Raw genomic sequence first — 26,802 nt, 5'->3', positions numbered from 1 at the left:
AGTTCGCGGCGTCGCGGTTTGCTGCGGCCGCGCGGCCCAGGCCATCCGGTAGCGCGCGGGTGCGCAGCCGTCCTGTGCACTCATCGGTCCAGGCTCTGGTACAGCTTGCGCAGCTCGCGCAGCCCCGCCTCGGCCGTCCGTTCGTCCTCGGCGGTCATGCGCAACGCCTGCCGCAGCGGGATCGGGTCCAGATCGTCCACCGCCGCACGGAATTCGGGCCGCGGCAGTTCCGGCAGGACGACGTTCTCGCCGTACAGGTCGTCGGACACCGTGGGGCCCTGCTCGCGCTGCACCCCGCCGATGAGGGTGTCCAGGTCCAGGCCGCGCAGGGTGAGCATGACCGCGGGCTCCTCGTCGAGGCGCTCGGAGACGATGTAGCAGACCGCGGCCACGTGTTTGCAGGGCCAGCCCGCATCGGGGCAGCTGCAGGAGAAATTCAGTTCGGATGCCGTCGTGGGCAGCAGCAGCGGCCCGAGCTCCTGGGCCAGCGTGCCCGAGGCGATCTGGGCGAGCATGCCGGGCGTACCGCGGATCAGGTCCAGGACCTCGTCGAGCCGGTCGTCGCGCAGCCGGCGCAGGGTCAGCTGCGCGGTGAACGGGCGCGGCTGACTGCCCTGCACCTCGGCGGTCACCGAGCCGGGCTCGATGTGGTAGTTCACGACCTGCCCGGAGCGGGCATAGGTCCGCCCGCGCGCGAGCCGTCCGGCGTCGGCAACCTGCTCGACCGCATCGATGAACGACCGGCCCCACCAGGTGCGCGCGAAGGATCCGCGGCGACTGCGCGAGGAGACACCGCCGCGGACCGGTATCGCCTTGCCGTACTTGCTGTAATCCTCGAAGGGCATCTACTCACCCACCGCCTCTGCGCCCAGCGCGAACAGCGTGCCGATCTCCTCGGTGCTCAGTTCGGTGATCCAGTTCTCCCCCGTGCCGACAGTCATATCCGCCAATTCCTGTTTGCCGCTGATCATGTCGTCGATGCGTTCCTCGATGGTGTCGACGCACACCAGCTTTCGTACCTGCACGTCCCGGCGCTGCCCGATCCGGAAGGCGCGGTCCGTGGCCTGGTTCTCCACCGCCGGGTTCCACCAGCGATCCAGGTGCACAACATGATTGGCTGCGGTGAGGTTCAGGCCGGTACCGCCGGCCTTGAGTGACAACAACATCAGCGGCGGCCCGCCGGACTCCTGGAATCGCTCGACCATCGCATCGCGCCCCTTCTTGCTCACCCCGCCGTGCAGGAACGGGATCGGGACGCCGAACCGCTCGGTCAGATATGGCGCGATCAGCTCGCCGAACTCGCGGAACTGCGTGAACAGCAGCGCCTTCTCCCCATCGGCCAGCACCGACTCGAGCACGTCCTCGACCAACCCCAGCTTGCCCGAGCGATGCTGCCCGCGCCGCAGCACCCCCGACCCATCGCCCAGGTAGTGGGCCGGATGATTGCACACCTGCTTCAGCCTGGTCAGCGCGCCCAGCACCGCACCCTTGCGCGACATGCCCTCGGCGTCCTTCAGTTTCGCGAGCATGTCGTCGACGACCGCCTGATACAACGCCGCCTGCTCCACGGTCAGGTTGGCGCGCACCGTCATCTCGATCTTGTCCGGCAGGTCCGAGATGACCGCCGGATCGGTCTTCACCCGGCGTAACACGAACGGCGAGGTGACCGTGCGCAATCGGGTGAGCGCGTTCGCGTCGCGTTCGCGTTCGATCGGCACCGCGAAGCGGGCATGGAACTGGGAGGCCTTGCCGAGCAGGGACGGCGCGGCGAAGTCCAGGATCGAGCGCAGCTCCTCGAGCCGGTTCTCGACCGGAGTTCCGGTGAGCGCCAGGCGATGCCGCGCGGGCACCGCACGCGCGGCCCGCGACTGGCGAGTGGCGGAATTCTTGATGTGCTGCGCCTCGTCCAGCACGACCCGCTGCCAGTGCTGGCGCTTCAACTCCTCGATATCGCGAGCGAGCAGCGCATACGTCGTGATCACCAGGTCCGAATCCGCCACGGCGGCATCGAAATCCGCTCCCGAGCGACGTCCGGCACCGTGGTGCACCATTACCCGAAGCCCCGGGGCGAACCGCTCCGCCTCGCGCTGCCAGTTGCCGACCACCGACATGGGCGCTACCAGCAGGGTAGGGCCGATGTGCCGGTTGGCCGCATTGCTCGCAACGCCCGGCCCCTCGGCTTGATCGGAGTCGGACGCGGGAGCGGTCGCATCGAGTCGCGAACCGGCGGGCGATCCGTCTGCATCGGGCTGATCGGAACCGGCGGCGCCCGTCACATCCTGAGCGGCGGCCAGTGGTACGGGATTTACTGTCGCCGTTTCTCTTTCGTGCACCAGCAGCGCGAGCACCTGCACGGTTTTACCCAGGCCCATATCGTCGGCGAGGATGCCGCCGCAGCCGAGGCGGTTCATCGTCGCCAGCCAAGACAGGCCGCGCAGCTGATACGGGCGCAGCTCGGCTTTCAGCCCAGCAGGCGGATCGACCTGTGCGGCATCGCGATCGGCCGCCAGCAGCTCTGCCACCCAGCCGGTCGCGGTCACGTCCTCGATCGGCACCTGCCGGACCTCGCTGGCGGCGATCTCCGCGAGCAACTGGGTCAACGAGCCGATGGTTTCGTCGGTGCGGCCGTCCAGGTATTGCGCCGCGGCCGCCAGCGCCCGATGGTCGGCCTGCACCCACTCTCCGCGCAGCCGCACCAGATCCGACTTGGATTGCACCAGGCGGGACATCTCCGCGGGGGTCAGCACGACATCGCCGAGCGCCAACTCCCAGCGATAGGACACCAAACCGTCCATGCCGACGGTACTTTCGGTCGCGGCCGGGCTCTGCACCTGCATCCGCATGCTCGGGGCCACGATCTGCCAGGCCCGCGGCAGCAGCAGATGTACACCCGCCGAACGCAATTCGTTCGCACCGTGCGCCACCAGATCGAGAACAACCTCGGTCGGCAGCAGGAAGTCGATGCCGCCGGGATCGCGTGGCAGCCGCTGCAGCATCGGATACGCCGCGATCGCCGCGGTCACACGCTCTCCGGCCAGTCGCAGCTGAGCGGGATCGCCCTGCAGCGGAACCGGCTGTGGCGCTTCGCCTTCCGATCGCAGGCACACCTGCAGACGCCACAGCGCCGCGAGGGTCTCCGCACCCTGCTCCGGATCGTCGTCGGGCTCGATCAACCGCAGCACCAGCTCCGGCTCGCCGCTCGTGAGGCTGGTTCGCCACTCCTGCAGCGCCGAGGCGACGCGGTGCGAGCCGGAGTCCAGCGCAGCGCCCGATATCAGCGCGCCGATCAGCGGGTGCGGATCGGCGGCGCGCCCGACGCCCACCGACCTCGCATCGATCCACAGGTGTGCGATCGGGTCGGCCAATTCCGTCACCAGATCCTCCAGCACCGCGGCGCCGCGACCCGCGGCCCGTAGCGCGGGCGGCATGGCAGCGGCCAGCTCGGCGAGCCACGCGCGCTGGCGCTGCCCGCCGACCAGCCGCCAGCGGACCCACCAGTCGCCGTCGTCGCGCCGGAGCTCCGGCACGATCCGCCCGGCCCGCACCCACCGCTCGACGCCCCGCGCCGCGTGGCCGAGGAAGCGCAGGTCGGCGGCGACCGCGCCCGGCGGCAGCGGTTGCAACAGCACGGGCGCGGCGGCCTGCGGCGCCAGCGCGTGCGCCTTCACCTCCAGGGTGCGCGGACCATCCGGCCCCGCGACCACAACCTGTGCGCGATGACGGAATCGCGCCGCCTGCACGACCGCCCCCAGCGGATCCGGGACCGCGACCGCATCAATAGCGGCGACGACATCGGACTCGGGGTGCTGCCACAGCACCAGCCCCGAACCCGGCGTCCACAGTCCGTGCAGCATCAGCCCATCCAACCAGCCGCCCCCGACAGGTCGGCTGGGGGATCAATACCCGCTGTTCCGGTACGTCTTCGGCCCGAAATCATGGCCGCCCGCAACTCGGAAGCCGACCCCTTTACGGGATCAGACGGCACTGCCGATGGCAGCACCGGCGATGCCGCCGATCACACCACCGACGACCGCGGCCGGAATGCCCGCCACGGCCGCACCCGCGGCCGCACCGACAACCGTGCCCACGACGGGAGCGACCGCAACACTCGTACCGAGCGTCGGCACGGCCAGGACCGCGCCACCCACGGTGCCTCCGATAACCCCGCCGAGTGCTCCGCCGACAACGCCACCGACCACGGCACTCGGTACGCCGAGCACCGCTGCACCCAGCGCGGCGCCCGCCGCGGTACCGGCGGCGATCTTGTCCGAACGGGACGGGCTGATTCCCACCGAGTTCATGTCGGTAGCGAGGGCCGCCTCACCGTTCGCGGAGGTGACGTTGACCGTGTTGAGCACGTTGTCAGGAACGGAATTCGGCACTGGGCTGGTGAAATTCCCGAGACGGAGCGTGCGCGGCGGCGGCGCGATCGGCTTGACCGGCTTGACGGCAGTCGGCGCATGCAGATCCTGCCAGTCGACCGCCGGGGCAGGCTCGGTGTATTCCGCCTCCGGGATGGGCCGGAAGTCGGGCGGGACAACATAATTCGGCGCGACCACACCGGGCTGCGGCATGGACGGCGTCACGCCCGGCTGCACCGGGCCCACGGTGCCGCCGTACAGGCTGTTGGCAATGCTCGGGGTCACACCCGGTTGGGAAGTCGTCGGCGGGGCCACGACGGTCGGCTGCTGCTCGTGATCCGGCGGCGGCGTGATGGCGGTGCCGGGCAGGCTCGGCGCGGTGGACTGCTCGGTGGGTGCGGTGCCCGCCGTGGTCGGCACCGCGGCAGAGGACGAATGATCAGCCTGGTTGTTCGTAGTGCTGGAACACCCGACGACCAGCGCCAACGGGAGCGCCCCCACAGCAGGCAACACCACGCGGCGTGCCATGTTCAATTTCCGATGCCGACCCACGTCGCCACACCACCCTCATCAGTTCCGGACCGAACCGCTCCCCCGCGACCGAAGCGTCACGTGTGCGACCCGCATGGTAACTACCCGATAACGTATCGTGGCAAACAACTGTGACGAGCACCACAATCAGTTCGAATCCGCACCCGCAGAAGCCAACACGTAAATGCGACCACTCGGTATGACAACGCTTGTCGCACACTCTATTCGAGGCACACCTCAGCGAAAAACTCTGCGCGGCAGACATTCCCCGGCGCGTCGCGGCAATGGCGGAGATTCACCGAAACGCAACGGCGCCGGCCCTCGATTCGCCCGCGCCGAATCCCCGTCATTCGTGCGTTCGCAACGCCACCGAATATCGCGCGGCGGGACGAACACCGTCGCAATCGAGCCGCGGGATCGAATCGGCACAAATTACCCGTGGCTGCCGCGGAAGCCGATGCGGAAATTATTCGGGCGAAGAAGTTCCGCCAGCGCTGGCCTATCGCCGCATCGCGGGCGGCGTTACGATGGATACACTGATATATCCGCTGGTCACAGCCGACTAAAGGGGTTCGGCAGTGGAATGCAGCAACACAATATTTCGCACCGCGAAACCACTACGGTTCGCGCCCCGCGCACCCAGACGGGGCGAACCGGCGGCGTCGAGGCGCCGCGCCTGTAGGAGGGCAGTGAATATGACGATTCTGCTCCAGGTACTCGAGCAGAGTTTCACGCCGACCACACCCTGGGAACGGCGCAAATTCACCTTCGTCGATGCCGCGAAGATCGTCGGCATGCGCCTGGACGGCCAGTCCGGAGTGTGGCTGGATCTCTCGCGCCCCGGCGAATCACAGCGGTTGGCGCACACGGACACTCCGCAGGAGGCGATCACGTTCCTGCTCACCACCTTCGCGAAGATCGCCGAGTGCGAGGATCGCGGCGGCTCGTGGCTGATCGGCCACGACGGGGCGCGGGCGGTGACCCTCGCGGCAACTCGTTTCCCGCCGCAGGCGACCGAGCTGGCGGCCGACGACCTGCTGGCGCGCGCCTGGTTGTGAAACCTGTCGGCGCCACGGTGTAGAAGTGGTGCCGTGCATTCGAACAGGGGCGGATGGGGATGGGCACTGGCGGCGCCGATCGTCGCAATACTGGTCGCGCTCGGGCTGCTGGCCGGTCCGGCCCTGCTCGGCCACGGCCCGCCCGCGCCGGGCAGTCCCACGCGGGCGCGGCTCGAGCAGCTGCTCGCCGCGGTCCGTGTCGTGCCGCACCGCCCGCATCCCGGCGGCTACGAGCGTGGCTGCGGCGCCGGGCAGGGCTGCGTGTTCGGCGCGGCCTGGGCCGGCACCGGCGGCGGTTGCGATTCCCGTAACACGGTGCTGGCACGGCAATTACGCGCGGTGCGGCACCGCGCGCACGGCGGCGACTGCGTGGTGACCGGCGGTACCCTGCAGGACCCCTATACCGGCAGAAGCGTCGCATTCGCCAGATCCAATGCTCGCGGGGTACAGATCGACCACGTGTACCCGCTGGCGGCCGCGTGGGACATGGGCGCCGCGCAATGGCCTCTGCCACAACGAATTCGATTCGCCAACGACGTCGAATACAACCTGCTGGCGGTCGACGGCGAGGCCAACCAGGACAAGGGCGACCGCACCCCCGCCGACTGGCTACCGCCCGCGCACGCCTACCGCTGCTACTACGCGGGCAAGTACCTCACCACTGCCACCCGGTATGCCCTGCCGATCACCGCCGCAGACCGCGACGCGCTGCGTGACGTGTCCCGCCACTGCCCGTGAGCATCGTGCGCGCAGCGGGTCGAGCGTGCCGACGTGGCGCCGACGCTGCCGCGAATTGCGGCCGGGCAGGCCAATACCCGCGGTTCCGTGGCCCGCGGAGATCCGCATCGAGGACACCGTGCCGCCGGCGGGGACGACGGTGCGAGCGCGCGCCCTACTTCTCCCCGGTGGCGACCGGACGCTCGGGATCGCTGGACCACTGCGACCACGAACCCGGATACAGCGTGGCGTCGATCCCTGCGGCAGCCAGGGCCGCGATCTGGTGCGCGGCGGTGACTCCCGAGCCACAATAGACCGCGACAGGACCCGAGCCCAGCCCGGCGAACCGTTCCCGCAGCCGCTCCGGATCCTTGAAAGTGCCTTCGGCGGTGAGGTTCTCGGCGGTGGGGGCGCTGACCGCGCCCGGAATGTGACCCGCACGCGGGTCGACCGGTTCCACCTCGCCGCGATAGCGCTCCCCGGCCCGCGCGTCCAGCAGCAGCCCGTCCCACCCGGCCGCGCCGTCCGCATCGATCATCGGCAGATTCCCCGCGGTGAGCACGACATCGCCGGCGGCGGGATCCGATTCGCTGCCCGTGGCCAGCTCCCCACCGACCCGTTCCCATGCGGGCAGGCCCCCGTCCAGGATGCGCACATCGGCCATTCCGGCCCAGCGCAGCAGCCACCAGGCCCGCGCCGCGGCCATGCCGCCCGTGGCGTCGTAAACCACGACCGGTTCGCCGGCGCGCAACCCCCAGCTGCGGGCGCACTTCTGCAGATGCGCGATCTCGGGCAGCGGATGCCGGCCCCACGCCGGGGACGGCGGCGCGGCGAGCTCGGTCTCCAGGTCGACGAATACCGCGCCGGGGATGTGACCTTCCAGATAGTGCTGCGGCCCATCGGGATCGCCCAGTGCCCAGCGCACGTCCAACAGATGTACGCCGGAATCACTGCCGGACAGCAACTTCCGAAGGTCGTCCGCCGAGATCAATACCGCCGTCAAGCTCAGCTCCTCTGCCACATGGGTACCCCCGGGACGCGAACGCCCTTCACCCTACGGCAATCCGCGCACCTCGAGCCCGGTCCGCCCCCATACCGGCATATGCCACGATCCGGGCCCGCATAGCGAAACACAGTGAGCCGGACACCAGCCCGACGACCAGGCTCCGGCGATGGCAACGTCAAGTAGTCGGCGCGGGGCGGCGCGCGGTGAGCACCCAGCGCACCAGCAGCCCGGCGAGCAGCCCCCAGAAGGCGCCGCCGATGCCGAACACCGCGAAGCCCGAGGCCGCCACCAGGAAGGTGGCCGCGGCGGCGAGCCGATGCTCGGCGGTGGCGAGGGCCGCGGTGAGCGCCCCGGCGAACGTGGCGATCAGGGCAAGCCCGGCAACGGTTTCCAGCACGCCCTTGGGTGCGGCCGCGGCGAGCACCACCAGTGCGCCCGCGGCCAGTGCCAGCACCAGATAGCTGCAGCCGACGCTGAACACCGCGATCCAGCGGCGACGCGGATCCGGGTGCGCGGACGGCGCGGCGGACAGCGCCGAACTGATCGCGGCCAGGTTGATCGCGTGCCCGCCCGCCGCCGCGCCGAGCATCGTGCCCACGCCGGTCGCGGTCATCGCGGCGCGCCACGGCACCGTATAGCCGTACGAGTTCATGATGGCGGTGCCCGGGATGTTCTGCCCCGCCATGGTGACGATGTAGAGCGGTACCGCGATGCCGATCATCGCCTGCCAACTCCAATGCGGCACCGTCAGTTCCACCCTCGGCGTCATCGCCGCGAGGTCGAGTCCGCGGTGCCCGAGGGCGATGGAGATGCCGGCGCCGATCGCGGCGGTCGCGAACGCCGCGGGCACCGCCCAGCGCGCCGCGAACCGCTGCAGCGCCAGCCAGACCGCGATGACGGGCACGACCACCAGGGGACTCGCCGTGAGGGCATGCACCGGCGCCAGGCACAGCGGCATCAGCACCCCGGCCAGCATGGCCTGGGCGATCTCGACCGGAATCGCCGCGATCAGCCGGCCCAGCAGCCCCCAGTAGCCGGTGAGCACGATCAGGGCGCCGGTCACGACGAACGCGCCCACCGCGGCGGGCCACCCGCCGGCCACCACGCCGGTCGTGGCCAGCAGCGCCGCGCCGGGCGTGGACCAGGCTAGCGCGATCGGCATCCGATAGCGCCGGCTCAGCACCAGCATCCCGACCGCCTGCGCGAGGCACACCGCGAGCAGACCCGAGGCCGCCTGCGCGGGCGTCGCGCCCACCTTCTCCAGTCCGGTCAACACCACAGCGAAGGCACTGGTGAACCCCACCAGCGCGGCCACGATCCCGGCGCTGATCGGTTGCCAGACGCCGGGATCGGCCGCCACCGCCCCCGGATCGTCCGAGTCGAATTCACCGGACGACGCGGCCGAGGGCGAAGGCGCCGGCCTCGACACCGCCAGTTCCGAATCGGCCCCTGACGCGTCCGGGGTCGTATCGGGCGCGAGGATATCCACATCCGGCGTCATGGACTCCCCGACGCGCACGGCCGACCCCTCGGCCCGCACGTCGGAAAGCCCGGCCTGCGGGTCGGTGACGGTCATGACGTCATGTTCCCGGGTTCGGACCAGTCCAGTCACGAGCCAATTGCTCGAAACTGGACTGAAATTAGTCGGACGATCAGTTCTGCGCGGCGAGGGTCGCCTGGTAGCGGCGCATGCCGGAGATCCAGCGGTCGTAATCCGATCCCTTGTGCCGGTACATCTCGAGCACCTGCGGATGCGGCAGGATCAGGAACCGCTCGTCGGCGACTCCGGCGAGGATCTCCGCGGCCACCCGCTCGGGCGTCAGCACCTCACCGGCCGATACGACCGCGCGGATCGCCTGCTCGGATTCGGCGGCATCGGCGAAGGTCTGCGAGCCCGCGCGCAGCAGATCCGTGTCGACCCCCATCGGGCAGACACAGCTCACCCGAATTCCCTTGTCGCCGTATGTAACAGCGAGCCACTCCGCAAAGCCGACGGCGGCGTGCTTGGTGACCGCGTAGGGCGCCGAGCCGATCTGGGTGAGCAGCCCCACCGCGGTGGCGTCGTGCCATCCGGCCGACATGCGGCCGATCGACGCGTCAGATCCGTATCAGGTCGGTGTCAGCTCGCCCGGCGACAGTATCTCCAGTCACCCGATAACACTCGAAGAGCAAGGGACGCAAGCCATGACGAACAACACCACCTCCGCGGCCTGGACCGGCATGATTCCGGTCGACGACACCGCCCTGGCCGTCACCGACACCGGCGGGTCCGGCATCCCGGTGATCTACTGCAACGGACAGTTCGCCACCCAGGGCTACTGGAAGCGGGTCCTGGCCGACCTCGGCCCCGGCTTCCGGCACATCACCTTCGACGAGCGGGCCCGCGGCAAGAAGTCCGGCACCTCGGCCGACTACTCCTTCGAGGCGTGCGTGCGCGATGTCGACGCCGTGCTCGCGGCGCGGGGCGTGGACCGGGCGCTGGTGGTGGGCTGGTCTTACGGAGCGTTCGTCGCCTCGCACTGGGCCGCCCGCAATCCCCAGCGCGCCCTGGGCGCCGTCCTGGTCGAGGGCGCCGAGCCGTACGACTGGCTGGACGACGCCATGGAGGCCCGGATCCGCCGGCTGTTCAAGCTGCTGTCCCCGGTCACTACCCTGCTGCGCCCGACCGGTCTGACCCCGCGCCTGCCCGCCGCGCAGCAGGCCGAGTGCAACATCGAACTCGGGAAGATCTCCCGTGCCGCGAACCTGGGGCCGGTACTGGATTCCATCACCGTCCCGACCCGGTATGTGCTGGCCTCCGGGGCGTCGTTCGGCAGCCACGGGGACGAGCAGGAAAAGATCCGCGCCGCCACCGATGCGGTGGTCGCTCGCAACCCGCACATCAAGGTGAGCGCCAAGGTGGCCAGCAACCACGACCACATCCTGCGCAAGGACTTCCGCGCCGTCGCCGACGCCGTCCGTGAGGTTGCGGGCGCGGAGATCCGGGAGAGCCGATAACCGGGCGCGAAGATCGCCCCCGGCCCACTCGGTCCGGCCGCGCCGGGGACAGGTCGAGGGCGCGGCGATCAGCGCGCGGAACGGGCCGCAGGGCGGACCGAATCCTGGCGCGCGGCACCGTTGGCGCGGGACAGCCTGCGCAGCAGCGGTGCGGTGCGGGGCCCGACCAGCTGCTGCATCACCAGGGCCATGTTCGTGCGTTCCACGCCGGGGATCTTCAGGATCCGCCCGGCGATGCGGTACAGATCGTCGGCGTCGCGGGCGACCACGCGCACGGTGAGATCGGTCAGCCCGGTCATGCCGCAGACCTCGGTCACCTCGGGGACCTCGGACAATTCGGCGACGATCGCATCGAGCCGATGCTGATCGCACACCACCGCGACGAAGGCCGCCAGCTGGTAGCCCAGGGCGCGCGGATCGACCCGGCGATCGAAATCGGCCAGCACCCCCGCCGCCTCCCAGCGCGCCAGCCGGGCCTGCACGGTATTGCGCGACAGGCCCAGCCTGGTGGCCAATTCAACGCCGGTCGCGCGGGGATTCGCGACCAATTCCAGCAGTAGTCGCGCATCTGTCGCATCGACCACGGCTCCGACGGGTTCTCCACTGGACATGTTACGCAGTATGACAGCAATCCGGACCCCGTGACGACGCATTCTGCCCAGTTGGCATGTTAATGCTTGCGCAGGTCGCCCAATCGTGGATGCTGTGAGGTAGAGCACATAATGCCCTTGTCGCCACGGCGCCCAGACCCCGGAGCGCCGACGGAGTAGGAAGGCAGAGGCCATGCCCACCACCCGCGAGGCAGCGTCCAGCTATCCGGTGCAACTCGTCCAGCCCGACGGCCGCCGGGTCTTCGACCGCGAGCACGCGGCCCTGGTGGCCGACGTCGGCCCCGACCGGCTGCGGCGGCTGTACGAGGACATGGTCGTCACCCGCCGGATCGACGTCGAGGCCACGGCCCTGCAGCGGCAGGGCCAGCTCGGGCTGTGGCCGCCGCTGCTGGGGCAGGAGGCCGCGCAGATCGGTTCCGCGCACGCGCTGCACTCCGACGACTACGTGTTCTGCAGCTATCGCGAAGCCGGCGTGGCCTACTGCCGCGGGGTGGATCCGGCGCAGCTCACCCGGCTGTGGCGCGGTGCGGCGCACTCCTGCTGGGATCCGGCCGAGATCAATATGACGAATCCGGCAATCGTGGTGGGGTCGCAGGGATTACACGCCACCGGCTACGCCTACGCCGCCAATCTGGACGGCGCCGAGATCGCGGTGATCGCCTACTTCGGCGACGGCGCCACCAGTCAGGGCGATATCGCCGAGGCGCTGGGATTCGCCGCCTCGTGGAGCGCGCCGGTGGTGTTCTTCTGCCAGAACAACCATTGGGCCATCAGCGAACCGGTCCGGGTGCAGAGCGCCACGCCGATCGCGCGGCGCGCGTACGGCTACGGCATTCCCGGCGTCCAGGTCGACGGCAACGACGCGCTCGCGGTGCTGGCCGTGACCAGGCAGGCCGTGGCGCGGGCCCGGGCGGGCGGCGGCCCGTCCTTCATCGAGGCCATCACCTACCGTATGGGCCCGCACACCACCGCCGACGATCCCACCCGCTACCGCTCGGCCGCCGAGACCGAGCTGTGGCAGCGCCGCGACCCCATCGACCGCATGCGACGGCTGCTCGAGCGGGAAGAGCTGTGGGACAGCGATTTCGAGCAACGCGTGCGGGAACGCTCGGACGACGTCGGCGACCGGCTGCGCGGCGCGACCATCGAGATGCCCGATCCGGAACCGGGGGAACTGTTCGAACACGTCTACACCACCGCGCATCCCCTGATCGACTCCGAGCGGCGCCAGTACGCGGCCTACCTGGAGGGAGCACCGCAGTGACTACCCACCCCGCCGATTCCGCAAGCTCCATCGGCTCACCGTCCCCGATGACCACCCACCTCCCGGCGATCACGACAACCTTTGCGGGCGCCCTCAATACCGGCCTGCGCCGCGCCCTCGAGGACGACCCGAAGGTCCTGCTGATGGGCGAGGACATCGGGCGCCTCGGCGGCGTCTTCCGGGTCACGGACACGCTGCAGAAGGACTTCGGCAACAACCGCGTCATCGATACCCCGCTGGCCGAATCCGGCATCATCGGAACGGCTTTCGGCATGGCGCTGCGCGGCTACCGGCCGGTGTGCGAGATCCAGTTCGACGGTTTCGTCTATCCGGCCTTCGATCAGATCGTGTCCCAGGTCGCCAAGATCCACTACCGCACGCAGGGAAAGGTCCGCGCGCCCATCACGATTCGCATTCCGTTCGGCGGCGGCATCGGCTCGGTCGAGCACCACTCCGAGTCACCCGAGGTGTACTTCGCGCACACCGCGGGGCTGCGGGTGGTCTCCCCGAGCACGCCGGACGACGCCTATCTGATGATCCGGCAGGCCATTTCGCTGGACGACCCGGTGATCTTCTTCGAGCCCAAGCGGCGTTACTGGGACAAGGCCGAGGTGGATTTCGCCGCCCTGGACGCCGATCCGTATCCGCTGGACTCCGCGCGCATCCGCCGCGCCGGCACCGACGCGACGGTCGTGGCCTACGGCGGCATGGTGCGCACGGCGCTCACCGCGGCCGAAATCGCGGCGGGGGAAGGCCATTCGCTGGAGGTGATCGATCTGCGCAGCCTCTCTCCCATCGACTTCGACACCATCGAGGCCTCGGTGCGCCGGACGGGGCGGCTGATCGTCACCCACGAGGCGCCGGTCTTCGCCGGACTGGGCGCGGAGATCGCCGCCCGGATCACCGAACGCTGCTTCTACCAGCTCGAAGCGCCGGTCCTGCGCGTCGGAGGCTTCGACATCCCCTATCCCCCGGCTAAGCTCGAACGGCACCACCTGCCCGACCCCGACCGCATCCTGGACGCGGTCGACCGCACACTAGCCGCCTGACCCGCCAGGTCCGGGGCGTACCGGCGGGCCCGAAGCAGGAAGCCTGCGTAACCACGCAGGGCCCCGCACAGGCCCCGTTATCCAACACAGACAGAGGTGCCCGTGGACGACGCTGCGCGAGAACTTGAATTCCGGCTTCCCGATCTCGGAGAGGGGTTGACCGAGGCCGAGCTGATCTCCTGGGCGGTGGCCGTCGGCGATGTGGTGGAGCTGAATCAGACCATCGCCGAGGTGGAGACGGCCAAGGCGCAGGTCGCGCTGCCGTGTCCGTTCGCGGGACGGGTCACCGAGCTGCTGGCCCAGCCCGGCGATACGGTGCCGGTGGGCGCGCCACTGATTCGCGTGCACAGCGACACCCCGGCGGCGAGCGCCGGCGCGAACGGCACGGCCGAGCGCCAAGCGTCCGGAGAGACGGCGGCACCGTCCGAACGCCGCTCGGTGCTGGTCGGCTACGGCCCCGACGACGAGAGCACCTCTCGCCGCACCCGCCGATCGGCAAATTTCGATGCCGCGCAAGCCAATTCGCTGAACGACGAGGAATCCGGGGAGGAGGAGGCGCCGGTCGCCTACCCCGATCGCCCGGCGGCCACCCCCGGCGCCCGGAAACTGGCCCGCGAGCTCGGCATCAGCCTCACCTTCGTCGCGGGTTCGGGGCCCGGTGGCGCGGTCACCGTCGAGGATGTGCGCCATGCGGTGCCGGTCTCGCAGCCGGGCAACCGAATTCGCGAGGACGACCCGGCCGCGGCCGCCCCGCGTCCCAGCGCGCCGCGGGTGCCGGCGATGCGGCCCGACGGCGGGGTCATCCGGCCCACGCCGACCACGACCGAGACCCGCACCCCGGTGAGCGGGGTGCGCAAGCGCACCGCGGCCGCGATGCTGGCCAGCGCCCGCACGATTCCGCAGGCCAGCACGTTCGTCACGACCGACTTCACGGCCTCCATGGAACTGCTCGACCACCTGCGCGGCACCGACTCCTTCACCGGGCTCACCCTGACCCCGCTGGCCCTGGTGGCCAAGGCGACCGTGGCGGCGATGGCGGAATTCCCCGGCCTCAACTCGTTCTGGGACGAGGAGGCCAAGCAGATCGTCACCAAGCACTACGTGAACCTGGGCATCGCGGTGGCCACCGACCGCGGCCTGCTGGTGCCGAACATCAAGGACGCGCACACCCTGAGCCTGCGCGAGCTGTGCCGGGAGATCGGCTGGCTCGCCGACATCGCACGCGCCGGATCCGCGACGCCGGCGGACCTGCGCGGTGGCACCTTCACCATCACCAATGTGGGCGTCTTCGGCGTGGATACCGGTGTGCCACTGGTGAATCCGGGCGAGGCCGCGATCCTGTGCCTGGGCTCGATCCGCAAGCGGCCGTGGGTCTATCGCGACGAACTGGCGGTGCGGTGGGTCACCACGGTGGGGCTGAGCTTCGATCACCGCATGATCGACGGCGAGCTCGGGGCGCGGTTCCTGGCGACGGTCGCCTCGCTGCTGGAGGATCCGCTCACGCTGCTCGGCCGGATCTGAGTACGCGCCCACCCGGTCGTGCCGGCGTGCGCTCGGCCGAGATCGTGGAGTCCGGCCGACAGCACGCCTGACCGATGGGACACAGTCAGCTGGTCGGCTCCACGACCAGCGCGGCGGCCGCATCGCGGATGACGGCCGGGATCTCGACCGACTTGCGGGTGTCGTTGTCCACGTAGACATGCACGAAACCGCCGGTCGCGGCGAGTTCCAGGTCGTCACCGGCCTCGCGGAAGATGGCCAGCTCGTAGGTGATGCTGGAGCGGCCCAGGCGGCTGATTCGCAGGCCGACGCGCAGCTGGTCCGGGAAGCTGAGCGATCCCGCGAAGTGGCAGGAGGTCTGCGCGACCACGCCGATCGCGGGCAGCTCCCGGATATCGGTGCCCGTGGCGTGCATCAGCCAGGCGTTGACCGCGGTGTCGAAGTACGAGTAGTAGGTGACGTTGTTGACGTGGCCGTAGTGATCGTTGTCGGCCCACCGGGTCGGCACCGGCCAGAGCACCGGGTAATCCTGCGCAGTAGTCACCGACCAGACGATAGTCACCCGATGGCCGCGGACCCGCGCGGGGACGAGCCCCCACCTTTCCCGGCACCGCATGTTGGGGCCGGAACTTGTCGGTGACCCGGAATACACTCGAAGGCGAAACCAGTTGGAATTGGTAGAAGTTCGGAGCCCTGCCACCCACATCGACGATGCTGCGGATGGCCGGGAATGGGAGCGGCCGGTACTTCCGACCGGTACCGTCGAATCAATGGTTGCTTCGACACTCGCTCCCCCGATTCGGATGGCGCGGGCCAGCGTGTTCGCGGTGTTCGGGCTGAACGGGTTCCTGTGTGCCATGTGGGTGGTGCACATCCCGGCGATATCGCAGCGCACCGGCACCTCCCACGCCACACTCGGCATGCTGATCCTGCTGATGGCCCTCGGCGGCATCGCGGGCATGCAGGCGGCCGGGCCGCTGGCCGACCGGTTCGGCAGTCGCACTCTGGTGGCCGCGGCCGGATGCTGGGTATCGCTGGCGGTGCTGGGGCCGGCCCTAGCCACCGGTCCGTTGGCCCTGGCGCTGGCACTGCTGGCCTTCGGCGTCGGCAACGGCGCGCTGGACGTGTCCATGAACGCCCAGGCGGTACAGGTCGAGCGGGCCTATCCGCGCCCGATCATGTCGGCATTCCATGCGCTGTTCTCCTGCGGCGGGCTGGCCGGATCGCTGGTCGGAGCGGCCGCCATGCACCGCGGGTGGGATGTGCGCGCGACCATGGCGGCTGCGGGTGTACTGGGGTTGGTGGTGATCGGGCTGTGTGTGCCCAGGCTGCTGCCGCGCATCGATGCGCTGCCCGCGGTAGCCGATTCGATCGGCGGGGAAATAGTGGCCGAGCAGACTGGCGAGCGCGTCACTACGCCCGAATCCGCTGGCTCAGCCGTGGACGCCAGGCCGACAAGGGCAACTGCGCAGGCCGAATCCGCGCAGCCGCCCGCGAGGGCGCCGCGAGAGAGCGCGCATCGCAAGGTCTTCGCGCTGGCCGCGATCGCCTTCGCCTTCCTGATGACCGAGGGCGTGGCGAACGACTGGAGCGCGCTGCAGGTGCGGGAGCATCTGGGCGTCAGCGACGCCACCGCCGCGCTGGCCTTCGGCGCCTTCTCCACGACGATGACCGCGGGCCGCTTCACCGCGGACCGGGTCAGCGGCCGGTTCGGGCGGGTCGCGGTGGTGCGCTGGGGCGCGCTTCTCGCCGCGGCCGGGCTGATCCTGATCATCATCTCGACGTGGCTGCCCGTGACGCTGGTCGGATGGGCACTGCTGGGCGTCGGGCTCTCGGGCGGGATACCTCAGATATTCAGTGCCGCGGGCAACCTCGGCACCGCCGCGGCGGCGACGGATATGTCGCGGGTATTCGGCCTGGGCTATCTCGGGTTCCTGGCCGGCCCCTCGGTCATCGGCTGGCTGTCCAAGCTGGGCTCGCTCACCGCCGCGCTCGCATTCCCGCTCGTGCTGATCCTGGTATGCGCCGTGTTCGCGCGCATCGTCCGCCCGAATTATTGACCCCGAAGTCAAGAATGAGTACCGTGGTCGACATGGGCAGGCCGCGCAGCTTCGACGACGACACCGTCGTCGAGCGCGCAATGGAGGCGTTCTGGACGCATGGATACGCCAATACCTCTCCCGCGCAGCTGGCCGAGGCCACCGGTGTCGGAAAGGGCAGTCTGTACAACGCCTTCGGCAGCAAGCGAGAGCTGTTCGACCGCACCCTGATCCGGTACGACGAGGCCGGGGCGGCCATCGCCCGAGATGTGCTCGCGCAACCCGGCAGCACCCGCGAGCGAATCCGGGAACTCATGCGCTTTCTCGTGGATTCGGATCTGTCGCAACCGATCCGGCGCGGCTGCATGGCCGTGAACGTCGCCACCGAGTTCGCGGGGAACGACCAGGAGATCACCCGGGTCCTGCGCGCCATACAGGACCACATGCTCGACGTCCTGGCCTGCCGCATCGACCAGGGGCTGCGCGACGGCGACGTCCGGGCGGGCACCGACCCCCAGGCGACCGCGGAGTTTCTACTCAATACCATCGCCGGACTGCGCGTCATGGCGAAGATCTACGACGCGCCCACGCTGCACGGGATTATCGACACCGCCCTGAACATCCTCTGAATCCACTTTCATCACAACCCCTTTCGCATACCCAAGTTTTTGACCTCAAGTTCAAGAAAGTTGAAGGAAGGTACACCGTGGATCTCGAACTCACCGGCAAGACCGCCGTCGTCACCGGCGCCAGCCGGGGCATCGGCCTGGCCATCGCGCAGGCCCTCACCGAGGAGGGCGTGCGCGTGGTCGGCGGCGCCCGGACCATCTCACCGGACCTCGAAAAGGCAAGTGTCGCAGCGATTTCTGCCGACCTGAGCACTCAGGAGGGCGTCACCACGCTGATCGACGCCGCGCTGACGGAACTGGGCGGGATCGACATCCTGATCAACAATGTCGGGGCCGGGGATGCGAACACCCTGCAGATCGGTGGATTCCTGGACATCTCCGATGAGCAGTGGCGAAATATTCTGAATCTCAACCTGTTCAGTGCGGTCTGGGCGAGCCGCGCGGCGCTGCCGAGCCTGCTGGAGCGGCGCGGTGCGATCGTGAACATCTCCTCGATCAACGGGCGCTGGCCCGCGGCCGGCCCGTCCGGCTACAGCGAGGCCAAGGCGGCGCTCAATGCGTTCGGCAAGCGCCTGAGCGAGGAGTTCGGCCCGCAGGGCGTGCGCGTGAACACCATCTCGCCCGGCGCGGTGGGCAGCCCGCTGTGGCGGGGCGCCGACGGTTTCGGGGCCAAAATCGCGGAAACCCAGGGGATTTCGCACGAGGAACTGCTCGCGGCAATCCCGAAGCAGTTCAACATGGCCTCGGACCGCATCACCGAACCGGAAGAGGTCGCCGCGCTGGTCGCCTTCCTGGTCTCGGCCAAGGCCACCAATATTCGAGGCGCCGAGTACGTCATCGACGGCGGCACGCTCAAGCAGATCTGAACGGCGAATCCGAACGGCGTTGCGCCGCCTACCGGTCCGGGGTCTGCGTGATGTGGATATCGGGCCACGGTGGGCGGCGCACCATCGCCAGGGTGGACAGGGTCGCGGCCACCAGCCCGATCAGCAGGGCGGTCAGGGCGATGCGCGTCTCGTCCGTCGCGGGATGCCAGGTGGATTCCCCGCCCTGCACCACGACGACACCCAGCGGCCGCAGCCCCGAACGAAACGGGCCCGGCCGAGCCACGGTGATGACAGTCGCCCCATCGGGCGTCTGGTACGGCGTGCCGAAGACCGCCGAATCGCCGACGGCCTCGGGAAGATCGAATCGTTCCCTAAGCGTCATCTCGCCCCCTGCAATGAATGGCCGAACCCTTGTCTGCGTCGTCGCTAGCTTACTGCGATTCGACCACCGGAAAGAATCCTGGAGTTCGGCACTGGATCGGCCTCAATGGACAAGACCGAGAATAACCCCCAGCAACGCCAATTTGAGCAGCCAATCGCCTGCGTGCATGCCCGCAGTGACAGGCGCGACACGCTCCCACATGATCGACCCGGTCAGCAGGATGACCGGCAAGCCGATCCACAGCACGACTGCGAGCACCAGACCTCCGGACACCGATTGCATGCCCGAGCGTGATGCGACCCAATGGAACATACCTGCCACGACCACCGTCCGCAGCAGCTCGCATGCCACCTTCCATGGCGCAGGCCGTCCGCCGCGGTCCAGCGCCGCGGCACCGAGCACCCGCCGCTCCAGCGGAGTGACGACAGCGTAGTAGACGGAACTGGCTACAAATGCCGCCAACGCGGCTACCGCGATTCCAACGACGAGCATCCGAACTCCTCCGTTTTAGTACTCACGCGTACAGTATTCATGCATTTTTGAACTGTCAAGTACTAAAATGGCGTCATGTCTAGTGCGCGCGGTCGGGGCCGTCCCCGAGGAAGTAGTGGTGCGGAGTTGTTGACCATCGCTCGAAACGAGTTCGTCAGACATGGGTTCGATAGAGCGACCATGGACGCCGTCGCGGCGAATTCCGGCGTGTCCAAGCAGACGCTGTATCGCACCTACCGATCCAAGGACCTGCTCTTCGCGGCCGTGGTCCGCGACTGGGTGGATCGGGGGTACGACGCACTGCGGCCGCACGCCCTCGCCCTGCTGAACTCGACCGATATCGTCGGGGACCTCTATCGGCTGGCCACTGTGCTGCAGGCGGGAATCCTCAGTGCCGAAGTGATGCAGATGCGCACCTTGGTCGCCACCCAGGCAGCATCCTTTCCCGACGTCGCCCGGGACTACGTCGCCCGGAGCTGGAACCGCAATATCAACACACTTGCCGAGGTGCTCGCCGAGCTCACCGAGCGCGGCGAGTTGCGAATCGAACACCCCCGCGTCGCGGCCGAGCAGTTCGTGTGGCTGGCGATCGGCGCTCCGCTCAACCGGCTTTCGTTGTGTGGCGACCGGATTCACGATGACGACCTGTCGCTCGTCGCCCGAGAGGCAGTCGCCACCTTCCTCGGCCGCTACCGAACAGAGTCACCGCGAGGGCTGCCTCAGCCGTAGCGAGACACGATTTTGCCTCGGATCAACGAGACGAATTCAACCCATGCCGTCTCGCGAATGTGAGGCACCGCAGGCCAGAGAGGCACGCTGCCTCAACTTCGATGAGACAGGACACGTGGTGCGGAAGGAGCACAGACGTGCGCAACGCGAAATTCGGGCGCAGACGTTTTCTCGGGGTCGCGGGCGGGGCCCTGAGTATGGGGGCCGCCCTGACGAGCGGGCTGGTGCGGCCCGCACCGGCGCGCGCGGCGACCGGGACGCGCGCCTATGTGGGGTGCTACACGAGCCATGGGCAGGGCACGGGCCACGGAATCGGCGTTGCCGACGTCGAGTCGAGCACCGGCGCGCTGAGCGTGCGCAGCACCGTGCCCGTCGCGGACCCGTCGTTTCTGGCACTGTCCCCCGACGGCCGGTTCCTGTACGCGGTCGACGAGGGCCCGAAGGAGGGCTCGGTCACCGCGGTCGATCTGCACGGCGCACAACCGCGCGTGCTCAATACCGTTGCGGCGCAAGCAGATGGCCCCACGCACCTGTGCGTGAGCCCGGACGGGCGCCACGTCGTGACCGCGAACTACGGTTCGGGCAGCATCAGCGTGCTGAGCGTGACCGGTGACGGCGCGCTCGGCGCGATCACCGACGTCGTCCAGCACACCGGCACCGGTCCGCCCGACTCGGATCGCACGCCCGGCCCACATACCCATCAGGTGCTGTTCGACCCGTCGGGCCGCTGGGTGCTCGCGGTGGATCTGGGCGTCGACGCGGTCTACGTCTATCAACTCGGCGTCGGGAAGCTGCGGCGGCACGCACAGGTGGCGGTGACCCCGGGCAGCGGTCCCCGGCACCTGTCCTTCCACCCCGACGGCCGTCGCGCCTATCTGGCCAACGAGGTGAATTCGACCGTGACGGTGTGTGATTGGCAGTCCGATACCGGCACCCTGAGCCCCGGACAGAGCCTGCCCGCCGACATCGACGGCGGCGGGCCGCGCAATTACCCGTCCGAGCCGGTGATTTCGCGCGACGGACGGCTGCTGTATCTGGCCAACCGGGGCCACGACAACATCGCCACCTTCGCCATCGCCGGGCCGCTGCTCGTCCCGCTGGGCACCACGCCCTGCGGCGGCGTGTTCCCGCGCGATCTGACCCTCTCCCCCGACGGCCGGCGGCTGTATTCGTCCAATCAGAAGTCGAATTCGGTGACTTGGCTCGATCTCGATCCGCTGACCGGGCTGCCGCACGCGCCGTCGGGCCGCCTGGACACGGGCACGGCGACTTGCGTGCTCTTCGCCTGAGCGCCACCCGTCGTTCCCGGGTGCTCGCGGGGTATCACCGTCCGGTCAGCAGGGTCTCGACTCGACCGCCGTCGACGACCACGGCATCGTCGTCGGTGAGGGCCCAGTGTGCGACGCCCTCGGCGCGGTAGGTCTCGGCGATCCGGTCGCAGACTCCGTCGGGGTCGGTGTCGGGGGAGCCGACGTGCGGGACGATGCGACGGTCCACCAATCCGAGTCCGTCCCAGCGGGTTTCGATTCCACAGGCGGGCAGCACCTCGGCCGGATCGTCGGCGGGCTCGAGGCCGTGCAGATCGGGGGTGAGCAGGCAGGCGCCCGCGCTGTATCCCGCGTAGGCCAGCGCGTCCTCGGCCAGCAGCGCGGGCAGCACCAGATCCGCTCCGCTGCGGGCGAATTGGGCGCGCAGCACGAAGGTATTGCCGCCACGGACCCACATCAGGGGATAACCGCGCAGCTTTCGTTCCAGCTCGCCGGTGCGGCCGACGTAGTCGCGCAGGTCCACCACCTCGGGGCGGAAACCCAACCGGCGCAACGGTGTCAGGTCGCTGGTCACCGCGCTCGACCAGGCCGCGGGCCAGGCGTCGCAGGCGTTCGGGATCACCGCCACCGGACCCGGCTCGCCGGTCAGCGCGGCGAACCGGTCGTAGTGGGCTCCGAATCGATAGCTGGACAGGAACAGGCGCATCGGCGTCAGATGGTGAAGCGCAACGTGTCTGCCAGCCGGTTGCCCAGGTCGCGATCGCCGGTGACGGTGATCTCGTCCGAATGCTCTGCGACGGTCGTCCTTCCGCCCCGGAGCCGGGCGAACAGGCCGCACGGCATCTCGACCGTCACCGTGGCGGGGCCGTCGAGCTCGTCGACGAGGTTCGCGCGCCCGTCGACCTGTAGATGTAGGGCGCGGGCCGCGGGGCCGGTGAGCGCGAAGGTGATTCGCGAACCATCCGGCGCCTGCGCGCCCTTGACCACCGCACGCCCGAGACCGCCGGTGAGCTCGGCGAAGGCGATCTCGGCGCGCGGACCACCCTCGTCCACCCGGACCCCGAGCGCATCGGCGATATCGAGTTCGTGCATCCAGCAGTCGAACAGCCGGACCCGCATGAAGCGGGAATAGGGCACGGTGCCAACGGGTGAGGGGCTGGGCGTCTCCCACTGCTCGTCGGTCATGCCGGTCAGCATCGCGCGGCGGCGGTCGGTGATCTCGGTGAACTTCGCCAGCAGCTGTTCGCCCGTCAGCGGCCGCAGCGCGGCGACCCAGGCCTCGTTGAGGGCGCCGATCTCGTTGTGCACGTACTCCAGTGCCGACAGGTCGCCGTCGTGTTTCGGCGTCGGCTCGCCCAGCAGCATGGATTCGGTGCCGACCACGTGGGCGAGCACATCGAAGACGGTCCAGCCGGGCAGTACGGTCGGTGTGCGCCAGCGCTTTTCGCCGAGGCCGGTGACGAGGCGGGCCAGCGCATCCCACTGATCCGACAGCGCGGTGGTGTAGGTGCTGCGTTCGGTCATGCCTTCGATTCCTTGTCTCGAGTGTCCGATGGTCCCGCGGGCTCTTCGGTATCGAGCCGGGCCAGGCCGGTGCGGATGGCCGCGGCCGTGGCTGCCCGATCGGGCTGGCGGCCCACCCGGCCGCGAAACAGGAAGCCGGTGGCGAAGGTCCGGATGTCCCCGTTCTGACGCGGCACCACGTGCAGGTGAACATGGTGCACCGTCTGGAACGCCGACTTGCCGTCGTTGAGGATCAGATTCGCGCCGTCGGACCCGAGTGGGCTGCGCCGCAACGCCTTTGCCAGCCGATGACCCAGGGCGAACACCCGCGCGCCCAGCGCGGCGTCGAGATCGTCGAGGGTGCCCGCGTGGCGCTTGGGGATCACCAGGGTGTGGCCGCGGGCGATGGGCCGGATATCGAGGAACGCGCACAGCGTGTCGTCCTCGTAGACGGTCGTGGCCGGGGCGGTGCCCGCGACGATCCGGCAGAACACGCAGTCGTCCCCGACCGTGCCCTGCCGGCGCTCGGTTGCCGCGCGCTCCGTGACCATGCGGGTGACATTACGGTGTACAAGCCCTGGAGGACACCCCCGTCCCGCCGCGCGTCGGAGGCGGGGACGGAACATCGCCGGGACGGTACGGGTTTCGTAGGGGTGTCTCGAGATCCGGTCGAACCGGGACAGCATGTGAGATTGATCTCGGTTACGCTCAGCCTGGAGCCGTTAAGGTTGCCTAACTCAAAACTTACCAAGGAGTAAGTTTCGAGACCGTGTGCGGCCCGAGCGGCCCGCAGGTGTGAAACCGTCACTAGTGAGGATGTTGACCAGTGGAGACTACGCATAGCGGCGTCGACGCAGCGCCACCCGAGGGTGAGGGGAGCGCCCCGCAGCACACGCGTGTCGGGGTGGTGCGGGAGTCCACCCCGGACGAGCGTCGTGTCGCGTTGGTGCCGAAGATCATTCCGAGCCTGGTCAAGCACGGCGTACAGGTGATCATCGAGTCCAGCGCGGGAGCGGGCGCGCTGATCCCGGATGCGGCCTACCTCGAGGCCGGTGCGTCGATCGGCGATCCCTGGACCGCGGATGTGGTCGTCAAGGTGGCCCCGCCCAGCGACGCCGAGATCGCGAAACTGTCTGCGGGGCAGACGCTCATCGGCTTTCTGGCGCCGCGCAACGCCGACAACAAGATCGGTGCACTGCGCGAGGCGGGCGTGCAGGCCTTTGCGGTGGAGGCGATTCCGCGTATCTCGCGCGCACAGGTCATGGATGCGCTGTCCTCCCAGGCGAATGTGGCCGGGTACAAGGCGGTGCTGCTCGCGGCCTCGGAGTCCACCCGCTTCTTCCCGATGCTCACCACCGCGGCGGGCACGGTCAAGCCCGCGACGGTGCTTGTGCTCGGCGTGGGTGTAGCCGGCCTGCAGGCGTTGGCCACGGCAAAGCGCCTCGGCGGGCGCACCACCGGCTACGACGTGCGGCCAGAGGTCGCCGATCAAGTGCGTTCGGTGGGCGCGCAGTGGCTGGATCTGGGTATCGACGCTGCCGGTGAGGGCGGTTACGCCCGCGAGCTCACCGAGGAGGAGCGGGCTCAGCAGCAGCAGGCGCTGGAGAACGCGATCAAGGGCTTCGACGTGGTGATCACGACCGCGCTCGTGCCCGGGCGTCCCGCACCGCGCCTGGTGACCGCCGCCGCCGTGGAGGGCATGAAGCCCGGCAGCGTCATCGTGGACATGGCCGGAGAGACCGGCGGCAACTGCGAGCTCACCGAGCCCGGCAAAACCGTTGTCGTGCACGATGTCACGATCGCCTCCCCCCTGAATCTGCCCGCCACCATGCCCGAGCACGCCAGCGAGCTGTATTCGAAAAACATTGCGGCCCTGCTGGAATTGATGCTCGTCGACGGAAAGCTGGCGCCCGACTTCGGCGATCAGGTGCTCGCCGACTCCTGCGTCACCCGAGAAGGGTAATTGATGCATACCGAGCCACATGCGAAAAGCTGGCTGCCCTCTGAGGAGGATTACTGATGTATACCGAACTTCTGGCCAACATAGCGATCCTCGTGCTGTCCGGCTTCGTCGGCTTCGCGGTGATCTCCAAGGTGCCCAACACCCTGCACACCCCACTCATGTCCGGCACCAACGCCATTCACGGCATCGTGGTGCTGGGCGCGCTGGTGACCCTGGGCAATGTGCAGCATCCATCGGTGCTCACCCAGATAATCCTGTTCGTCGCCGTCGTCTTCGGAACCCTCAACGTCATCGGCGGATTCGTGGTCACGGACCGGATGCTGGGCATGTTCAAGGGCAAGAAGGCTGCCCCGAAAGAGGCGGGTAAGTGATGCACACCTTCGACAACGTCAGCTATCTGGTCAACGGCCTCTACATCATCGCGTTCGCGCTGTTCATCTACGGCCTGATGGGCCTGACCGGACCCAAGACCGCGGTGCGCGGCAACCTGATCGCCGCGGTCGGCATGTTCATCGCGGTGGTGGCGACGCTGATCTCGGTGCGGCACACCAGCAATTGGATCCTGATCATCGCGGGCATCGTCGTCGGCGTGCTGCTGGGCGTGCCGCCCGCGCGGTTCACCAAGATGACCGCGATGCCGCAGCTGGTGGCCGCGTTCAACGGCGTCGGCGGCGGCACGGTCGCGCTGATCGCGTGGTCGGAATTCATCAACTCCCACGGCTTTTCGCACTTCGACGAGCAGCCCACGGTGCACATCGTGGTCGGTTCGCTGTTCGCGGCGATCATCGGATCGGTCTCGTTCTGGGGTTCGCTCATCGCCTTCGGCAAGCTGCAGGAGATCCTGCCCGGCCGCCCCATGGGCGTCGGAAAGCTGCAGCAGCCGCTGAACCTGCTGCTGTTCGCCGGCGCCGTCGCCAGCGCGGTGGTGATCGGTGTCGGCGCGACGAATCACGGTGTGTCACAGCTGTGGATGATCGCGGTGCTGGTGCTGGCCGGGGTGCTCGGGCTGATGGTGGTGCTGCCGATCGGCGGCGCCGACATGCCGGTGGTGATCTCGCTGCTCAACGCCCTGACCGGACTGTCCGCCGCGGCAGCGGGTCTGGCGCTGAACAACACCGCGATGATCGTGGCGGGCATGATCGTTGGCGCCTCGGGTTCGATCCTGACCAACCTGATGGCCAAGGCGATGAACCGGTCCATCCCGGCGATCGTCGCGGGCGGATTCGGCGGCGGCGGAACGGCTCCCAGCGCGGGCAGCGGAGAACAGAAGCAGGCCAAGGCGACCAGCGCCGCGGACGCCGCTATCCAGATGGCGTACGCCAACCAGGTCATCGTCGTACCCGGCTACGGCATGGCCGTGGCCCAGGCCCAGCACGCGGTCAAGGAGATGGCCTCGCTGCTCGAGGCCAAGGGCGTGGAGGTCAAGTACGCCATTCATCCGGTCGCGGGCCGCATGCCAGGACATATGAACGTGCTACTGGCCGAGGCCGAGGTCTCCTACGACGCACTCAAGGAGATGGACGACATCAACGGCGAATTCTCCCGCACCGACGTGGCGCTGGTGATCGGCGCCAACGACGTCACCAACCCGGCCGCGCGGGAGGACTCCTCCAGCCCGATCTACGGCATGCCGGTGCTGAACGTCGACCAGGCGAAATCGGTTATCGTGCTGAAGCGTTCGATGAACTCCGGCTTCGCGGGCATCGACAACCCGCTGTTCTACGCCGACCACACCTCGATGCTGTTCGGCGACGCGAAGAAGTCCGTCGGCGCCGTCACCGAGGAACTGAAGGCGCTGTAGAGGAAAGAGCGCGGCGGGGGGGGCGCCGGGGGAGGGGGGGGCGCGCCCCCCCGGTGGGGGGGCCCCCACGCAACC

At 69.0% G+C, this 26,802-nt stretch carries 26 protein-coding genes and 1 pseudogene; 14 read left to right on the top strand and 13 right to left on the bottom strand.

The genetic code is table 11. The features are described 5' to 3' along the window. Nucleotides 1-80: 80 nt before the first annotated feature. From KO481_RS09430 to KO481_RS09420, 3 genes are all read right to left on the bottom strand, one after another. Entirely contained in the window at nucleotides 81-845 is a 765-nt protein-coding gene (locus KO481_RS09430) for an SWIM zinc finger family protein (protein WP_215916575.1), read from the bottom strand. After that, nucleotides 846-3,854 carry a DEAD/DEAH box helicase gene (locus tag KO481_RS09425; protein WP_215916574.1) on the bottom strand — a complete coding sequence of 1,003 codons (3,009 nt, stop codon included), beginning with the start codon at nucleotides 3,852-3,854 and terminating at the stop codon, nucleotides 846-848. 120 nt (nucleotides 3,855-3,974) lie between these two features. After that, the gene (locus tag KO481_RS09420) at nucleotides 3,975-4,781 is read right to left on the bottom strand and encodes a hypothetical protein (protein ID WP_308166457.1); all 807 of its coding nucleotides are present in this window, start codon (nucleotides 4,779-4,781) and stop codon (nucleotides 3,975-3,977) included. Nucleotides 4,782-5,587: 806 nt separating this feature from the next. On the opposite strand from KO481_RS09420, the gene KO481_RS09415 reads away from it, so the two are divergent. Both KO481_RS09415 and KO481_RS09410 read left to right on the top strand, forming a co-directional pair. After that, on the top strand, nucleotides 5,588-5,950 hold the full coding sequence (locus tag KO481_RS09415) for a hypothetical protein (RefSeq protein ID WP_215916572.1): 363 nt from the start codon (nucleotides 5,588-5,590) through the stop codon (nucleotides 5,948-5,950). A gap of 33 nt (nucleotides 5,951-5,983) precedes the next feature. Further along, nucleotides 5,984-6,688 (top strand): HNH endonuclease family protein, encoded by a 705-nt coding sequence (locus KO481_RS09410; RefSeq protein WP_372451970.1) that lies wholly within the window; start codon nucleotides 5,984-5,986, stop codon nucleotides 6,686-6,688. Between the two features lie 154 nt (nucleotides 6,689-6,842). On the opposite strand, the gene KO481_RS09405 is transcribed toward KO481_RS09410, so the two are convergent. From KO481_RS09405 to KO481_RS09395, 3 genes and pseudogenes are all read right to left on the bottom strand, one after another. Then, a complete protein-coding gene (locus KO481_RS09405) occupies nucleotides 6,843-7,658 on the bottom strand; it encodes a sulfurtransferase (RefSeq protein WP_215916727.1) in 816 nt (271 codons plus the stop codon). Nucleotides 7,659-7,848: 190 nt separating this feature from the next. Beyond that, nucleotides 7,849-9,249 carry a benzoate/H(+) symporter BenE family transporter gene (locus tag KO481_RS09400; protein WP_245400564.1) on the bottom strand — a complete coding sequence of 467 codons (1,401 nt, stop codon included), beginning with the start codon at nucleotides 9,247-9,249 and terminating at the stop codon, nucleotides 7,849-7,851. A gap of 76 nt (nucleotides 9,250-9,325) precedes the next feature. Further along, nucleotides 9,326-9,733: pseudogene (locus tag KO481_RS09395) on the bottom strand (SDR family oxidoreductase); the annotation flags it as partial. Nucleotides 9,734-9,857: 124 nt separating this feature from the next. On the opposite strand from KO481_RS09395, the gene KO481_RS09390 reads away from it, so the two are divergent. Next, nucleotides 9,858-10,670, top strand: a complete 813-nt coding sequence (locus KO481_RS09390) for an alpha/beta fold hydrolase (protein WP_215916570.1) — start codon at nucleotides 9,858-9,860, stop codon at nucleotides 10,668-10,670. 68 nt (nucleotides 10,671-10,738) lie between these two features. Here the strand turns inward: KO481_RS09390 and KO481_RS09385 are convergent, their stop codons facing one another. Then, nucleotides 10,739-11,281: an Lrp/AsnC family transcriptional regulator gene (locus KO481_RS09385; protein ID WP_215916569.1), complete on the bottom strand. Its 543-nt coding sequence runs from the start codon at nucleotides 11,279-11,281 to the stop codon at nucleotides 10,739-10,741. A 172-nt stretch (nucleotides 11,282-11,453) separates the two neighbouring features. Between KO481_RS09385 and pdhA the strand changes: the two genes are divergently transcribed. The 3 genes from pdhA (at nucleotide 11,454) to KO481_RS09370 (ending at nucleotide 15,115) form a co-directional block, all read left to right on the top strand. Then, nucleotides 11,454-12,545 (top strand): pyruvate dehydrogenase (acetyl-transferring) E1 component subunit alpha, encoded by a 1,092-nt coding sequence (pdhA, locus tag KO481_RS09380; RefSeq protein ID WP_215916568.1) that lies wholly within the window; start codon nucleotides 11,454-11,456, stop codon nucleotides 12,543-12,545. A 47-nt stretch (nucleotides 12,546-12,592) separates the two neighbouring features. Next, a complete protein-coding gene (locus KO481_RS09375; RefSeq protein ID WP_215916725.1) occupies nucleotides 12,593-13,594 on the top strand; it encodes an alpha-ketoacid dehydrogenase subunit beta in 1,002 nt (333 codons plus the stop codon). Between the two features lie 102 nt (nucleotides 13,595-13,696). Next, the gene (locus KO481_RS09370) at nucleotides 13,697-15,115 is read left to right on the top strand and encodes a dihydrolipoamide acetyltransferase family protein (RefSeq protein ID WP_215916567.1); all 1,419 of its coding nucleotides are present in this window, start codon (nucleotides 13,697-13,699) and stop codon (nucleotides 15,113-15,115) included. An 85-nt stretch (nucleotides 15,116-15,200) separates the two neighbouring features. Here the strand turns inward: KO481_RS09370 and KO481_RS09365 are convergent, their stop codons facing one another. Continuing rightward, nucleotides 15,201-15,638 (bottom strand): acyl-CoA thioesterase, encoded by a 438-nt coding sequence (locus tag KO481_RS09365; RefSeq protein WP_308166455.1) that lies wholly within the window; start codon nucleotides 15,636-15,638, stop codon nucleotides 15,201-15,203. A gap of 226 nt (nucleotides 15,639-15,864) precedes the next feature. Here KO481_RS09365 and KO481_RS09360 point away from each other — a divergent pair, with 226 nt between their 5' ends. The 3 genes from KO481_RS09360 (at nucleotide 15,865) to KO481_RS09350 (ending at nucleotide 18,628) form a co-directional block, all read left to right on the top strand. Then, nucleotides 15,865-17,154 (top strand): MFS transporter, encoded by a 1,290-nt coding sequence (locus tag KO481_RS09360; RefSeq protein WP_215916565.1) that lies wholly within the window; start codon nucleotides 15,865-15,867, stop codon nucleotides 17,152-17,154. Between the two features lie 14 nt (nucleotides 17,155-17,168). Continuing rightward, a complete protein-coding gene (locus tag KO481_RS09355) occupies nucleotides 17,169-17,762 on the top strand; it encodes a TetR/AcrR family transcriptional regulator (protein ID WP_245400563.1) in 594 nt (197 codons plus the stop codon). A gap of 77 nt (nucleotides 17,763-17,839) precedes the next feature. Continuing rightward, complete coding sequence (locus KO481_RS09350; RefSeq protein WP_215916564.1) at nucleotides 17,840-18,628, top strand: oxidoreductase; 789 nt, start codon at nucleotides 17,840-17,842, stop codon at nucleotides 18,626-18,628. Nucleotides 18,629-18,656: 28 nt separating this feature from the next. Here the strand turns inward: KO481_RS09350 and KO481_RS09345 are convergent, their stop codons facing one another. Both KO481_RS09345 and KO481_RS09340 read right to left on the bottom strand, forming a co-directional pair. Next, complete coding sequence (locus KO481_RS09345) at nucleotides 18,657-18,971, bottom strand: hypothetical protein (RefSeq protein WP_215916563.1); 315 nt, start codon at nucleotides 18,969-18,971, stop codon at nucleotides 18,657-18,659. 102 nt (nucleotides 18,972-19,073) lie between these two features. Continuing rightward, entirely contained in the window at nucleotides 19,074-19,463 is a 390-nt protein-coding gene (locus KO481_RS09340) for a DUF1761 domain-containing protein (protein ID WP_215916562.1), read from the bottom strand. 75 nt (nucleotides 19,464-19,538) lie between these two features. Here KO481_RS09340 and KO481_RS09335 point away from each other — a divergent pair, with 75 nt between their 5' ends. Both KO481_RS09335 and KO481_RS09330 read left to right on the top strand, forming a co-directional pair. Next, nucleotides 19,539-20,192 carry a TetR/AcrR family transcriptional regulator gene (locus KO481_RS09335; protein ID WP_215916561.1) on the top strand — a complete coding sequence of 218 codons (654 nt, stop codon included), beginning with the start codon at nucleotides 19,539-19,541 and terminating at the stop codon, nucleotides 20,190-20,192. A 137-nt stretch (nucleotides 20,193-20,329) separates the two neighbouring features. Then, entirely contained in the window at nucleotides 20,330-21,481 is a 1,152-nt protein-coding gene (locus KO481_RS09330; RefSeq protein WP_215916560.1) for a lactonase family protein, read from the top strand. 34 nt (nucleotides 21,482-21,515) lie between these two features. Here the strand turns inward: KO481_RS09330 and KO481_RS09325 are convergent, their stop codons facing one another. From KO481_RS09325 to KO481_RS09315, 3 genes are read right to left on the bottom strand one after another with little or no spacing between them, the layout of a single operon-like run. Beyond that, nucleotides 21,516-22,166, bottom strand: coding sequence for a Type 1 glutamine amidotransferase-like domain-containing protein (locus KO481_RS09325; protein WP_215916559.1), 651 nt, complete (start codon nucleotides 22,164-22,166; stop codon nucleotides 21,516-21,518). Between the two features lie 5 nt (nucleotides 22,167-22,171). Continuing rightward, nucleotides 22,172-22,984 (bottom strand): maleylpyruvate isomerase family mycothiol-dependent enzyme, encoded by an 813-nt coding sequence (locus KO481_RS09320; protein ID WP_215916558.1) that lies wholly within the window; start codon nucleotides 22,982-22,984, stop codon nucleotides 22,172-22,174. After that, the gene (locus tag KO481_RS09315; protein ID WP_215916557.1) at nucleotides 22,981-23,514 is read right to left on the bottom strand and encodes an HIT family protein; all 534 of its coding nucleotides are present in this window, start codon (nucleotides 23,512-23,514) and stop codon (nucleotides 22,981-22,983) included. The genes KO481_RS09320 and KO481_RS09315 overlap by 4 nt, the downstream gene beginning before the upstream one ends. A 353-nt stretch (nucleotides 23,515-23,867) precedes the next feature. Between KO481_RS09315 and KO481_RS09310 the strand changes: the two genes are divergently transcribed. Genes KO481_RS09310 through KO481_RS09300 form a run of 3 tightly spaced genes read left to right on the top strand, consistent with a single transcriptional unit; the run spans nucleotide 23,868 to nucleotide 26,727 of the window. Beyond that, a complete protein-coding gene (locus tag KO481_RS09310) occupies nucleotides 23,868-24,926 on the top strand; it encodes a Re/Si-specific NAD(P)(+) transhydrogenase subunit alpha (RefSeq protein WP_215916723.1) in 1,059 nt (352 codons plus the stop codon). Nucleotides 24,927-24,982: 56 nt separating this feature from the next. Continuing rightward, complete coding sequence (locus KO481_RS09305; RefSeq protein WP_215916556.1) at nucleotides 24,983-25,297, top strand: NAD(P) transhydrogenase subunit alpha part 2; 315 nt, start codon at nucleotides 24,983-24,985, stop codon at nucleotides 25,295-25,297. Then, complete coding sequence (locus KO481_RS09300) at nucleotides 25,297-26,727, top strand: NAD(P)(+) transhydrogenase (Re/Si-specific) subunit beta (RefSeq protein ID WP_215916555.1); 1,431 nt, start codon at nucleotides 25,297-25,299, stop codon at nucleotides 26,725-26,727. Before KO481_RS09305 ends, KO481_RS09300 begins: the two co-directional genes overlap by 1 nt. The last annotated feature ends 75 nt before the right edge of the window (nucleotides 26,728-26,802 follow it).

The sequence above is a fragment of the Nocardia albiluteola genome, from assembly GCF_018860155.1.
Classification (GTDB): Bacteria; Actinomycetota; Actinomycetes; order Mycobacteriales; family Mycobacteriaceae; genus Nocardia; species Nocardia albiluteola.
Note: the sequence above shows the minus strand (reverse complement) of the source record. Positions and strands in the feature narration are given on the sequence as shown.

What these genes read in the sequence shown, in the direction of transcription:
- KO481_RS09430 (WP_215916575.1), bottom strand. Translation starts at nt 845, where the DNA reads ATGCCCTTCGAGGATTACAGCAAGTACGGCAAGGCGATACCGGTCCGC.
- KO481_RS09425 (WP_215916574.1), bottom strand. Translation starts at nt 3,854, where the DNA reads ATGCTGCACGGACTGTGGACGCCGGGTTCGGGGCTGGTGCTGTGGCAG.
- KO481_RS09415 (WP_215916572.1), top strand. Translation starts at nt 5,588, where the DNA reads ATGACGATTCTGCTCCAGGTACTCGAGCAGAGTTTCACGCCGACCACA.
- KO481_RS09400 (WP_245400564.1), bottom strand. Translation starts at nt 9,249, where the DNA reads ATGACCGTCACCGACCCGCAGGCCGGGCTTTCCGACGTGCGGGCCGAG.
- KO481_RS09390 (WP_215916570.1), top strand. Translation starts at nt 9,858, where the DNA reads ATGACGAACAACACCACCTCCGCGGCCTGGACCGGCATGATTCCGGTC.
- KO481_RS09385 (WP_215916569.1), bottom strand. Translation starts at nt 11,281, where the DNA reads ATGTCCAGTGGAGAACCCGTCGGAGCCGTGGTCGATGCGACAGATGCG.
- pdhA (WP_215916568.1), top strand. Translation starts at nt 11,454, where the DNA reads ATGCCCACCACCCGCGAGGCAGCGTCCAGCTATCCGGTGCAACTCGTC.
- KO481_RS09375 (WP_215916725.1), top strand. Translation starts at nt 12,593, where the DNA reads ATGACCACCCACCTCCCGGCGATCACGACAACCTTTGCGGGCGCCCTC.
- KO481_RS09360 (WP_215916565.1), top strand. Translation starts at nt 15,865, where the DNA reads ATGGTTGCTTCGACACTCGCTCCCCCGATTCGGATGGCGCGGGCCAGC.
- KO481_RS09355 (WP_245400563.1), top strand. Translation starts at nt 17,169, where the DNA reads ATGAGTACCGTGGTCGACATGGGCAGGCCGCGCAGCTTCGACGACGAC.
- KO481_RS09345 (WP_215916563.1), bottom strand. Translation starts at nt 18,971, where the DNA reads ATGACGCTTAGGGAACGATTCGATCTTCCCGAGGCCGTCGGCGATTCG.
- KO481_RS09340 (WP_215916562.1), bottom strand. Translation starts at nt 19,463, where the DNA reads ATGCTCGTCGTTGGAATCGCGGTAGCCGCGTTGGCGGCATTTGTAGCC.
- KO481_RS09335 (WP_215916561.1), top strand. Translation starts at nt 19,539, where the DNA reads ATGTCTAGTGCGCGCGGTCGGGGCCGTCCCCGAGGAAGTAGTGGTGCG.
- KO481_RS09325 (WP_215916559.1), bottom strand. Translation starts at nt 22,166, where the DNA reads ATGCGCCTGTTCCTGTCCAGCTATCGATTCGGAGCCCACTACGACCGG.
- KO481_RS09320 (WP_215916558.1), bottom strand. Translation starts at nt 22,984, where the DNA reads ATGACCGAACGCAGCACCTACACCACCGCGCTGTCGGATCAGTGGGAT.
- KO481_RS09315 (WP_215916557.1), bottom strand. Translation starts at nt 23,514, where the DNA reads ATGGTCACGGAGCGCGCGGCAACCGAGCGCCGGCAGGGCACGGTCGGG.
- KO481_RS09305 (WP_215916556.1), top strand. Translation starts at nt 24,983, where the DNA reads ATGTATACCGAACTTCTGGCCAACATAGCGATCCTCGTGCTGTCCGGC.
- KO481_RS09300 (WP_215916555.1), top strand. Translation starts at nt 25,297, where the DNA reads ATGCACACCTTCGACAACGTCAGCTATCTGGTCAACGGCCTCTACATC.